The sequence below is a fragment of the Shewanella sairae genome, from assembly GCF_023283535.1.
Classification (GTDB): domain Bacteria; phylum Pseudomonadota; class Gammaproteobacteria; order Enterobacterales; family Shewanellaceae; genus Shewanella; species Shewanella sairae.
The window spans coordinates 1-11,840 of sequence record NZ_JAKILT010000060.1 but is presented as its reverse complement, the minus strand read 5'-3'; the positions used below and the strand labels follow the sequence as shown (position 1 = coordinate 11,840).

Genomic DNA, 11,840 nt, shown 5'->3' with positions numbered 1-11,840 from the left:
CCATGACTGACGGCAAAATCCCTCCAGCGGGACAAAAGGTCAAAAAAGATCGCGGTGCGCCTAACGTACTAGGCAAAGAGGGCAAGAAAGTCGATTTTGGATTAGTTGGCATTATTGGCGTTTCTGTAGCGGCGGGAATATTCATATGGTGGATGATGTTTGGAAAAAGCGAACCTCAAACAACATCAGCAGAAGATGCCCCCGTAGATAAAGCGCTTATTCGTGAAGAGAAAAATCCAACTATTGCATTTGGTAATTTTCTACAAACAATAGGAGCCAGCTTTAGGGGGAACGATTCGGAAACGGTCGAAGACAGTAGGCCGAATGAGGAGAGGGAGGATAAAGGCGCATCGAGGCCGCCGCCAAAACCCAATATAACCTCAACAAGTACACCGCCCCCGTCAAACCTACCACCTCCAACAACCTCAAGCACGAATAGAAGCAATAAAGACGAAATTACGCCTGAGCAGCGAAAACTAACGTCTACCGTCATGGCTAATGTCGCACCTCAACCAGCACAACAGCTACCCGCTATCAGCGGCGGAAGCGATCCATTTACGGGTCAAAGCTATGCGGCTGGCTCTGCCAATACCGACAACAGAAATAATCGAACGTTTCTTTTGCAGCATGGGACAAATATCCCTTGTGCTTTACAAACGGAAATCATTTCTACGTTTAGCGGCTTGGTGGTCTGTAGCGTGATTAATGATGTGTATTCGGCTAACGGGGTAACGTTGTTAGTTGAAAAAGGCTCTAGGGTATTTGGTAATCAAAATATTGCCCTTGACCAAGGTCAAGCGCGAGTGTTTGTTACGTGGGCGGATATACAAACACCTAAAGGAGTATCTATTAAGATTGATAGTCTTGGTACGGGTGCATTAGGCGCGTCTGGTGTTGATGCGTGGGTAGATACGCACTTTAAGGAACGCTTCGGCGGTGCAATCTTACTGTCTTTTCTTAATGATGCTTTTGCTACCTTGGCTAACAGTCAAATAAAGAACGCCTCTGTATCCACTGACAACATGCAAACAGCGGGGGAGGATATGGCGACTAAAGCCCTTGAAAACTCGATAAACATCAAACCTACGGGTTACGTTCAGATTGGTACGCGCTTAAATATTTTGATAGCAAGAGACATTGATATGAGCAATGTCTACGGCCTATCTCCTTTCTGATAGTTACGCCCAGACCAATCATTACTATTCAACCGAACTAACGCAGCTACGCTTTGTTGGCTACGTTAGTTTCGCGTGGGGAAAAGCGCTCCCCCACTCAATAACGCAGCTCCATTTAAGGCGAAAAAATGAATGTCATAGACAGTGCTATTACAGTAAAAAATTTACTTCAATTATCGGGTCTACAAGAAGTATTGGATTTAGATAACATCACGGAAATTGCAGTAAACCAGCCTAATCGGATTTGGTTCGATCGCGGTAATGGTTGGGAATATAAAGACGAACCTAGATGTACTTTTCAAATTTGCATGGATTTAGCTACGGCCTTATCAGTGTATAGCCAAATTAGTATCACGTTAGATTTTAACAATCCTATCGCCTCAGTGGTGTTACCTGACGGTGAACGTGGTCAATTAGTTATTCCTCCTGCTTGTGAAAACAACTGTGTTTCATTTACGTTCAGAAAGCCCTCGTTAACTCGCTTCTCGTTAGAGGATTACCAAAATTCGGGGCGGTTCTCAAACGTAAAAGGGGCGAGTAAAGTCGATATTGAACTGTCTGACTTACAACGCGAATTACTTCACTTGAAAGATCATGGCTTGCTTGCTGATTTTTTTAAATTAGCCGTGGTTAACAATCTTAATATTCTATTAGTAGGCGGCACAGGCAGCGGCAAAACAACCGTGATGAAAGCGTTTGTTGACCAATATCCTGACTGGCTTAGGCTTTTCACAATCGAAGACGTTCACGAGTTAGATTTACCTAACCACCCTAATCATGTTCACCTGTATTACAAGAACAAAGGGATAACGCCAAAAACAATTATTGAGGCGTGTATGCGTATGAAGCCCGACCACGTGCTACTCGCAGAGCTTAGGGGTGATGAAGCTTGGAACTACATTGAAATGCTCAACACAGGCCATTCAGGGAGCTTAACGACCATTCACGCGAATGATTGTTATAGCGCATTCCCTCGTTTAGCGGGTTTGGTTAAGCAGTCCGAAGTGGGGAAAACGCTAGAGTACGATTTCATTATGAAGACCATTAAATCCTCTATAGATGTGGTGTGTTTTTTCAACAAGACCTATCTCACAGAGATTTATTACGATCCACAAGAAAAGAATCAGCTTTTAAGCGAATAGGCCAAAGCTATGAGCAAATTATCTATTACCCTAACGCTTGTAATATCGACCATTATTTTTGCCGTTATGGGGTTATATACAGGCGGTCACGTTTTCTTAAAACTGGCTGACATTGACACCTCCATTTTAACGCACACCACGCTGTTTGATTACTACAAGCTTTATCACGCAGATAAAGAAGTGATGAAGTTACTTACTGGTGGTTTCGCCACAGGCGTATTCACTGCATTGTTCCCGTCCCTTTTTGCCTTATTCATTTATTTTATGTCGTTAGAGAAAGAGGAGCTGTACGGCTCTGCTCGATTCATTAATGACATTGAGCTAAAAGAGAGTGGCCTAGTCGATAGAGAGGGTAAATACCCTGAAATCTTAATTGGTGAGGTTTTATCTGGAAAGTACAAAGGCCAGCTACTGCGAATGCGTGGCCAGAAGTTCGCAGGGTGTGCCGCGCCGACTCGTTCAGGTAAAGGGGTAGGATTGGTTATTCCAAATTGCGTTAATTTCGCGGATACCATTGTTGTGATGGACACGAAATTAGAGAATTTCAGAAAAACAGCAGGGTTCAGGGAGTCGGTAGGCCAAGAGGTATTTTTATTTTCCCCTGACGGATTCGCGCTTGATGAAAAAGTCGATGCCGCAAACATGACATTGCGATCGCACCGTTGGAATTGTTTAAGCTATGTAAGGCGAAGTCCTATTTATCGAAATGGTGACATTTTAACGATCGCTGACATTTTCTATCCCAATAATGGGGGTGAAAATCAAATGTGGCAAAAGGCCGCAGGGGATTTGTTCAAGTGTTTAGTGCTGTACATGCTAGACCACGAAGATGTGGGAATGAATGTGTCCATGCCACAACTACTCAAGCTAACAACGCCAGAGGGCGGCCTACAAGCTTGGATGAAAGAGCAAATTGAAATTGGCAAAATATCAGATGATTGTAAGGCTGGTTTCTTTGGCTACTGTGCTGCACCAGATAAAACCGCTGGCAGTATTTTAACCAACTTTTTAACGCCTCTATCTATCTTTAGTGATGCGGTTTGCGCTCAATCAACGAACGGGGACGACTTTGATTTACGGGACGTAAGACGTAAACGCATGTCGATTTATATTGGCATTCGCCCAGCTAACTTAGGCCGCTTTTCGGGTTTGCTAAATCTCTTTTTCAGCCAGTTAATCAGTGAGAACACTCAAGTTCTACCTGAGTTTGACGACACGCTAAAGTACCAGTGCTTAATGATTTTGGATGAATTTACCTCGTTAGGCAGAGTAGACATTATCCAGAAATCTATCGGCTTAACCGCTGGTTATAACATGCGCTTTCTAATCATTTATCAGACAGACGCACAGCTTACCGAATCTAAAAATTATGGTAAGGACGGCGCGGCGGTGCTGAAAGATAACATTAGCGTAAAATCAATATACCCACCTAAAGTAGTCGATGCTACGACTAAGGAAATCAGCGAAACATTGGGTTATAAGACCGTGAATGTCCGCAAAAAATCGCGCACTAAAGGAGTAACCACAACCAGTTACGATCAAGTACAAAGAGCCTTAATGATGCCTCAAGAAATTGTTGATCTTGGCATTAAAAAGTACAAAACAAAGAAAGGGGTCAAAACTGAGCTGGGTGAATATCAGTTGATTATTATTGAAAACAACCGCCCAATCAAAGCCAAAAAAATCATTTATTTTGACATACCGGCTTTTGCTGAACGGGTGACATATTCAGAGAATAATCCGCCTAACATTCCTTTGCTAGACCTCTCAATGGGAGACATTCCGCTCCCACCAGAGGCAAAACTACCCGCTATGGAGCCAATAGTACGATGTATAGACTAATATCAACCACGCTTTTATTACTGTGTTTCGCTCAACCAGCCGCACATGCGGCAAGTGAAGCTGAATGCGCTATCTGGTTATGTTTACCAACGGGATTTGGTTCGGGCTGCGGCGACGCTAAGGATGCGTTTAAAGACCGAATTAAAAAGTTCAAACCACCTTTACCAGAATTTCTAGGCTGCGTATTAAGCGATAGCAGTATGCCCAACATTCCAAATATGCCAGAAGTTGAAATGTCTTCTAAAGAGGGCGTTTCCGCCCGTTTAGAGAACGGTCGAATCATTGACGGGCAAGAGTGCTATTGCAACGGTGATTGGTGCGCCCCTCAAGGCTGCGTTGAAACCTTAAAGTGGGTTGAAACCTACATAGACGGCGTGAAATCTGGTGAGCGCTATTATTACTAACGGCTGATTTTAAGGAGCCGCCATGCGTAAATATTTACTTCCTTTCGTTATTCTTTCTGCTACTGCTTGTTCTTCTCAACCTTGTGAAAAAACCAACATCATTAATGACGTTGTAAACGTTAAATCAATGCCTCTTTCTACAAAAGTCTTTGTTCAGTTTGATATTGGTAGTTCGGTTTTGGATAAAAAAGATAAAGCAGTGTTAAAAAGCTCTGCTCAACTTATATCTGCACTATCTGACTCTAGCGTATTGGTGATAGGCCATACAGACAAGGTAGGTGATGTAACGAGCAATTATCGACTATCCAAACAAAGAGCAATAGTGACCGCTCAATATTTGATTGCTAACGGCGTTGATGTTAACCAAGTTTCTATAAATGGAATTGGCTATGACAATCCTATTTCGGGAGAAAATGCCAAAGCAACTGAACGGGCGTCTGAAATAATAATTACAGGCCAGCACAAACCTAAACCAGATAGCGAATATGCCATTAGCAAAAACAATTAAGCTACTCCACTTACTCGCCAACGAATTTTTTATTTACTTTAAATTCACTTTTATTGGCATTCCTTTGTACTCCGCATACTTAATACTCTTACATCTTATTTGGTCGCCTTATGCTGAAAACAAAGTGATCACATGGGGAGAGATAAGAGAAATATTATTTTTCTTTCCAGCCGAGTATGTATTACTTCTAATTTCGCTCATTTATATATTGAGCGCCACAGTGAGAATTAACACTTACATAGGAAAACAACATGAATAAACAATCAAATATAAACACTAAAGCCTGCGTATTTTTTGCTCCCACCAGAATAGGGAAAGGTAGCGTTAGAGCAATGCCTACGTTAAAAGATGTCGATAGACAAGGAACTGCATTTATCACGCCTCAGTATTTTGATGATGGTGAGGATATTGAATTAAACAATATTGAATGTTTAACACTCATTGAACTTATCGAAACCAACCCTACTATCTTATCGTTGATTGAAGATAATTTACAATGTGTCACACAATTATTTGACGGAACTAAGCTGCTAACCACATGGGTAGGAATAATTGATTTCCAAACCCACTTATTAGATTTAATTATCAAAGCCGCAAGCATAGAAAGAAAATCCTTTTTAACCAATAAAATGAAAGCATGGGGACAAAGCGCTAATAATTATAAAGAAGTGTACTTTGATTTCATCAGAAAATAACAAAGGTTCAATGTTATGCCACAACGATGTTTAGATTGTGAAAAAGTCACATTGCCAACCCACGATACAGGTATATCAGCCACCCAATGCGAACATTGCCAGTCAATAAATCTTGAATGTGATCACCCTAGTAGTGAATACAGCAAAGAGAAATGTTGTTTTGTTTGCAGCACATGTGGCCATGAGGATAACAGCGGGCTTAAAACCCTACGCAAATTCGGTGAACACTACAGTAAATGGAGCAAACAATGGCAACATTAAAAGATGTCGTTCGACAAGGGATGGTGCTTATAGTCCCTATGTATTCAGTCCCTAACAAACCTATTGTTAGGCCAGTAGCAAATGAACCTTTAATTGAGTTTGACGGCATTGAATGTCAGACGCTTATAGAGCTTATAGAGCTTATTGAAGCTACTCCTAGCCTACTGCCATTAATTGAAAATGATTTGCAATGTCTTTCAGAATTAAATGATGGCACTCCCATGTTAAGTACATGGGTTCAAATAAACGATTTTAAAGTTCATTTTTTTGATTTAATTATTAAAGCTGCAAACGAAGAAAGTAAATCTATTTTAGCTAACCAAATGAAAACGTGGGGACAAGGTACGAATAATTGCACCGAGGTATGCTTTGACTTTTTCAGAAAATAACCACTTATAAAACTCAACCGTATAGGATGAACTATGTATATCCATATAACACCTAGAATCTATTGCGACCATTCAAAGTTGCACCAAAATTGTTTTAAGCAAATTGAAATCCCAGAATTAGATATTATCTTAACTAATAAAGACAACTTAACGGTTAAGAACCCTTACCCGAATAAAGCGTATTACGTTGTATGCAAAAGGGAGCGGAAAGCAATTGATGGCATCTTAATTAAAACAGATAAAGCACTGACTCAATTCACCGTAATCACAAAATGGTCACTTGCAGGTAAAGAGTTAATACACACGGTAAATCACATTATTACGGATAATGATTCAGGCTATGATTTATTAAGTGATAACACGTTAATCTGGAACGGGCTATACGGCACAGAATACGAAAACAGAAAGCAACCGATACACGAGAAAAGCGACAATTTGATTCAAAATTGCGCATTATTTCGTACTGAACAGTTAAATCAATATTTGAATGATGACCAGACAACAAATTGGGAAAGCCAAGAGCAGACACTCTATCAACCCTCTCTGGAACTAAGTCGATTATCCTCAGATTTTGCAAAACGAACACCTAGTATCAACACCGCTTTTATCGCTTAACAGCAAGGAAATAACAATGAATCACAAGATTATCTATACGGGCATCTTGTTACTAATTGCAGTGCTTTTGATTGGTTGCTTTGGACACTTATCCTCAGTCAATGTTGCACTAGCTGAAAGTATCAAACAATTAGTCGAACTTAATCAAACAACACTATTAATTTTGCAGGAACTAAAAACAAACAACATCGCACAATAATACTGACTGGATGGGAGCCATGATAAGTTGCATATCAAAAAGAGTTAAAACGTTACTATTTGAATTATTCGCTGCTCCAATTATTCAATACAAACAACCATATACGGTTATAGATAAGCACATTAAACCCGCAGTTGACATGCTAAATAGCATAGACGGAGTAGAAACCATAGCATCTTGCCACGGTCATTTATTCGGTCACATTGAAGCCCCCTACATATACTTTAAAGCACCCACTGATACAGCGGCCTACTTACATAAGCAAATATGGACAACAACTCAACACAAGTCTATTTATTGGGTTATTGAGGGTAGATACAACTCCGAATGTGAACTGTGCTTTTCTTTGCGTTCACCTCCTTGCGAACTTGCTTATTATCATTTTTTTTCACGCCTACGATTATTTGGATACCGTAGGCTTGAACTTGAGCAATCAATGCTTGAATTAGCCCAACTAATAAAATCAGCCAGTAAAACGCTCAAACAGCCAATAGGCGATAAATATTAGTCCTATCACTCCCGATAGAATTATTTTGTCGCGCTTTTCATAAAACGGGTCTTTTGTATCGCAATTAGAACAAGTGGTTGCATCTTTCGCTAATCGTTTACCGCATATAACGCATGGTTTCATTCTAGCCATATAAACCCCTTAAATAATAACCAAAGCCTAAAATCGCACTTGATTAATCCAACTGAACGCCTCCAAGTGCAAACTCACCATTAACGAGGAAAATATTATGATACGATTATTTATCGCTGAAAAGCCGTCTTTAGCTCAAGCCATATTTGAGGGCTTGGGAGGCAATCCAAAAACACAAAAACTCAACGGCTATTATCAACATGGCAATGACATTGTAACGTGGTGTGTAGGCCATTTACTTGAGCTTTGCCCTCCTGAGAATCAATGGAAACTTGAATATTTACCGATTAAATCCTCTTTCCCTCCAAAACTTCAACCTATCGCTAAAACCAAAAGCCAATTAGACACAGTTTTGTCTTTGATGACAAAAGCACAGCTTATTGTCAATGCAGGCGATCCAGACGAGGAGGGGCAACTGTTAGTTGACGAAGTACTAACCTATGCCAATAACACTAAGCCAGTGAAACGGCTATTAGTGGCGGATTTAAACTTAGCGCCAGTGCAAGCAGCACTAAATGATTTAAAAAATAACGATGATTACCAAGGGTTAACCAAGAGTGCATTAGCACGTTCAATTGGCGATCAATTATTTGGCTTCAACATGACTCAGGCATTTACATTGCAGGCTAGAAAAGCGGGATTTGATAGCGTGTTAAGCATCGGGCGAGTACAAACTGTTGTACTTGGCATGGTAAACGAAAGAACGTTAGCCAATCAAAACCACAAAGAAAGCTTTTACTACGATGTAGTGGGAACGTTTAACGTCAATAACGGGCAAGTCCAAGCAAAGTATCAGACTACACCTAATGATGATATTGACGACAAAAAACGACTAATAAATGAATCAGAGGCCAATTCAATTGCTGCTGAATCATTACAACAGCAAGCAGTAATCGTTAATGCGGCAACTCAAGAAACTAAAGCGATTGCGCCCCGTCCATTCAATTTGTCAACGCTACAACAACTCTGTGCTAAAAAGTGGGGATACACTGCGGAAGAAACACTAAACACCGTACAGAGCTTATATGAGACTCATAAACTACTAACTTACCCTAGAACGGATAATAGATTTTTAGGCGATACTCATTACGAGCAGCGCCAGTCAATCCTAGATAGTATTTGTGTGACTATTCCGTCACTGAAAGATGCAATCTCACAAGGCGACTTAGCATTAAAGCACTCGTCTTTTAATTCAGAAAAAATTGAAGCGCACCACGCAATCGTGCCAACTGAACGCACAGGAGTAGAAGCTAACTTAACAGTAAAAGAGCGGAATATTTATGAGCTGGTTGCAACCAGCTTTATAGCGCTGTTCTATCCAGCATCGGTTAGGGATAAAACTAACGTCATTATCGAGATTGAAAGCTCAAAGCGTCAATTCCAAGCTTCTCAAACAGTTTTAAAATCACAAGGTTGGGAATCTCTCTATAGAGAAGATATACCAGCAGATGAACCAATTTCAGGAATAGATTTATCGACTCTGACTAACAACACCACAGCGGTAGTCACTGACTCTAACGTCACTAAAAAGAAGACTAAGCCGCAAAAATATCATGTTGAATCTTCTTTGTTGGCTGGCATGAGTAAAGCGGGAAAATTAATTAAAGATCCAATATTGCGCAAAGAGTTTGAGGCAAAAGACAAAGGTAATCGTGATGAATGCGGCTCTATTGGAACAGAAGCGACTAGAGCCTCGATACTGAAAAAGCTAAAGGAACGTATTCAGCTTGTCGAGTTAGTGAAAATGACAGGTTACAAAGAGCCTGTTTGGAGAACGACAAAACAAGGTCAAGAATTTTGTGAGCTATTGCCTGACTCGTTTTTAGCGCCTGATATTTCAGCTATTTGGTCACAACAGCAAAATGCCATTAGAGCGCATGAAATGCCCGTAACGGAGTTTCTAAGCAATCTTGATAGCTTCATTGCTGAACATGTAAATAACGTCAAAACAAACGGTATTAACATTACTTCTGACGCTCAATCATGCCCCAATTGCGAAACGGGGCTATTGATTAAGCGTAACGGCACAAAAGGTACATTCTTCTCTTGTAATAATTACCCTGAATGCAAAACCAGTTTTCCAGATAAGGGCGGCAAACCCGACCTAACGAAAAAACCAGCAACTATTTCTACAGAGCATTCTTGCCCTAACTGTGGCAAGGGTTTAATCAGACGTAAAAAGAAAGCTATTCCGCGAAAGAAGACGGGCTATTTTTGGGGCTGTAGTGGTTATCCCACTTGTTCATCAGCCTTTACCGACAAAGGCGGCAAGCCTGTATTTAAGTAAAACACTTGGGCATTGAGACCAAGATATTGAGGTACGATTATATCCTGGTCTCGATGCTGACTTTTCCTAGTCAATTAACCGCTACTTGAGGAACGAAAGAAGCCGGTCAATTGTATTCTTTGAATCTCAAGGCTGGCTTGAGGGATGGAAGGAACAATTTGACAACTCCCCGACCTAAAGTTATCTATACCACTCGCGGAGAGAAAAGATGACAAGGTTTGCTTTGAGTTCAGCCCTTAACTCGTCCGACCAGTTACTAGCTCAATTGGGTTTTTAACGAACAGCGCGAAATTCTCCGACCATAGCTTATGAGCCAAAGCGAATAAGCTTGGTGGGAGATGGATAGCGCACCTAGCGAAGCTAGGTTGGCCTGTCTTGGTTTTGTATATATTCCTTCAACGTTTCCAGTGGTGCCCCTCCTGCCGTCAGTAAGCAATACGCACGCGACCAGAGAACGGGCTTCCAATAGTATTTCTTTAGATGTTCCGCATATTGCTTTCTGATCAGTCTGCTTGTGACAGTTTTCAAACTGTTGATAAATTTTGAAGGTTGTATCGTAGGATTGAGTTCTAACATCAAATGAACATGATCCGCCTCCCCTCCAAATTCCAATAACTTGATCTCCCACAGAGTGCATTGCTTTTCGCAAATCGTTCTCAACTGAACCAGCATGTCCGATGTAAAACATTTGCGGCGATACTTGGTTACTAACACTAAATGGTACTTCATGTCATAGACGCAGTGAAAATGTGACTTCATCTGTTTACACTAAAATGAATTTTGCTTATTGTTTCAGGTATGAATACAGAAATCCATACCAAGACATTAAAGCTTAGGGTTCGCGATAAGCATGTTGCTGCGCTGAACAATATGGCTCGTGCTGTCAACTTTGTTTGGAATTACTGTAATGAATTGAGTTCTCGCTCTATTCGAGAGCGAGGTAAATGGTTATCGGGTTATGACTTTCAAAGCTATACGAAAGGAGCCAACAAAGAATTAGGGCTAAACTCAGCTACAGTTCAGATGATCGGGCATGAGTATGCAACTCGTAGGAAAAAATTCAAAAAAATGCGTCTCAACTGGCGTAAATCCAGAGGTAGCAAGCGCTCTCTAGGATGGATTCCAGTAAGAAAAGATTGCATAAGTTTCAAAAATGGCTGCGTCTATCACAACAAAATTCACTTCAAGCTCTGGGATAGTTACGGACTAGATAAATATACATTCAAGTCCGGTTCATTCAATGAAGATGCTAGAGGCCGTTGGTATTTCAATGTCGTTGTTGAATTTGAAGCGCCAGAGCACGCTGGGACAGGCTCGATAGGTATTGATTTGGGGTGCAAAGAAGCAGCTACAGATAGTAATGGAAACAAAGTAACAGGCAGGCATTACAGATGCCTAGAAACTACGCTTGGACTTGCTCAACGAGCAGGTAAGAAACGTAGAGCTAAGGCGATTCACGCTAAAATCAAGAACCGCAGGGCAGATGAACTGCATAAATACAGCCGCAAACTAGTTAATGAAAACGCGGCGATCTTCGTTGGTAACGTAAATTCCCTTGTAGTGGTCAAGTAAAACTGGACACGGACTTGTAAGTATTCCAAAATCTTCGTTCAGATTCATTTGGGGTCAAGCCGCCATTATAACTATGGGGCCTTATCTCACTGTAATATCCGACTACATAAT

12 protein-coding genes are annotated in these 11,840 nt (G+C 40.9%); 11 read left to right on the top strand and 1 reads right to left on the bottom strand.

What is annotated here, in order from left to right; translation table 11 throughout:
* Window positions 1-2 precede the first annotated feature (2 nt).
* The 10 genes from virB10 to L2748_RS19535 all read left to right on the top strand — a co-directional run bounded on the left by virB10 (window position 3) and on the right by L2748_RS19535 (window position 10,157).
* Window positions 3-1,175 (top strand): type IV secretion system protein VirB10, encoded by a 1,173-nt coding sequence (gene virB10 / locus L2748_RS19580; protein ID WP_220782092.1) that lies wholly within the window; start codon window positions 3-5, stop codon window positions 1,173-1,175.
* 128 nt (window positions 1,176-1,303) lie between these two features.
* Window positions 1,304-2,317: a P-type DNA transfer ATPase VirB11 gene (gene virB11 / locus L2748_RS19575; RefSeq protein WP_220782091.1), complete on the top strand. Its 1,014-nt coding sequence runs from the start codon at window positions 1,304-1,306 to the stop codon at window positions 2,315-2,317.
* A gap of 9 nt (window positions 2,318-2,326) precedes the next feature.
* Window positions 2,327-4,159, top strand: a complete 1,833-nt coding sequence (locus L2748_RS19570; RefSeq protein ID WP_220782090.1) for a type IV secretory system conjugative DNA transfer family protein — start codon at window positions 2,327-2,329, stop codon at window positions 4,157-4,159.
* Complete coding sequence (locus L2748_RS19565) at window positions 4,147-4,563, top strand: hypothetical protein (RefSeq protein ID WP_220782089.1); 417 nt, start codon at window positions 4,147-4,149, stop codon at window positions 4,561-4,563. Before L2748_RS19570 ends, L2748_RS19565 begins: the two co-directional genes overlap by 13 nt.
* A gap of 22 nt (window positions 4,564-4,585) precedes the next feature.
* Entirely contained in the window at window positions 4,586-5,071 is a 486-nt protein-coding gene (locus L2748_RS19560) for an OmpA family protein (protein ID WP_220782088.1), read from the top strand.
* A 251-nt stretch (window positions 5,072-5,322) separates the two neighbouring features.
* Window positions 5,323-5,766 (top strand): hypothetical protein, encoded by a 444-nt coding sequence (locus L2748_RS19555; protein ID WP_220782087.1) that lies wholly within the window; start codon window positions 5,323-5,325, stop codon window positions 5,764-5,766.
* A 248-nt stretch (window positions 5,767-6,014) separates the two neighbouring features.
* On the top strand, window positions 6,015-6,416 hold the full coding sequence (locus tag L2748_RS19550) for a hypothetical protein (RefSeq protein ID WP_220782086.1): 402 nt from the start codon (window positions 6,015-6,017) through the stop codon (window positions 6,414-6,416).
* A 33-nt stretch (window positions 6,417-6,449) separates the two neighbouring features.
* A complete protein-coding gene (locus L2748_RS19545) occupies window positions 6,450-7,031 on the top strand; it encodes a DUF6012 family protein (RefSeq protein WP_220782085.1) in 582 nt (193 codons plus the stop codon).
* A 16-nt stretch (window positions 7,032-7,047) separates the two neighbouring features.
* The gene (locus L2748_RS19540) at window positions 7,048-7,230 is read left to right on the top strand and encodes a hypothetical protein (protein WP_220782084.1); all 183 of its coding nucleotides are present in this window, start codon (window positions 7,048-7,050) and stop codon (window positions 7,228-7,230) included.
* A gap of 737 nt (window positions 7,231-7,967) precedes the next feature.
* On the top strand, window positions 7,968-10,157 hold the full coding sequence (locus L2748_RS19535; protein ID WP_220782083.1) for a DNA topoisomerase: 2,190 nt from the start codon (window positions 7,968-7,970) through the stop codon (window positions 10,155-10,157).
* 360 nt (window positions 10,158-10,517) lie between these two features.
* Here L2748_RS19535 and tnpA read toward each other — a convergent pair whose 3' ends face one another.
* Complete coding sequence (gene tnpA / locus L2748_RS24645) at window positions 10,518-10,916, bottom strand: IS200/IS605 family transposase (RefSeq protein ID WP_220782082.1); 399 nt, start codon at window positions 10,914-10,916, stop codon at window positions 10,518-10,520.
* Between the two features lie 39 nt (window positions 10,917-10,955).
* Here tnpA and L2748_RS19530 point away from each other — a divergent pair, with 39 nt between their 5' ends.
* On the top strand, window positions 10,956-11,729 hold the full coding sequence (locus L2748_RS19530) for an RNA-guided endonuclease InsQ/TnpB family protein (RefSeq protein ID WP_220782081.1): 774 nt from the start codon (window positions 10,956-10,958) through the stop codon (window positions 11,727-11,729).
* Window positions 11,730-11,840: the final 111 nt, after the last annotated feature.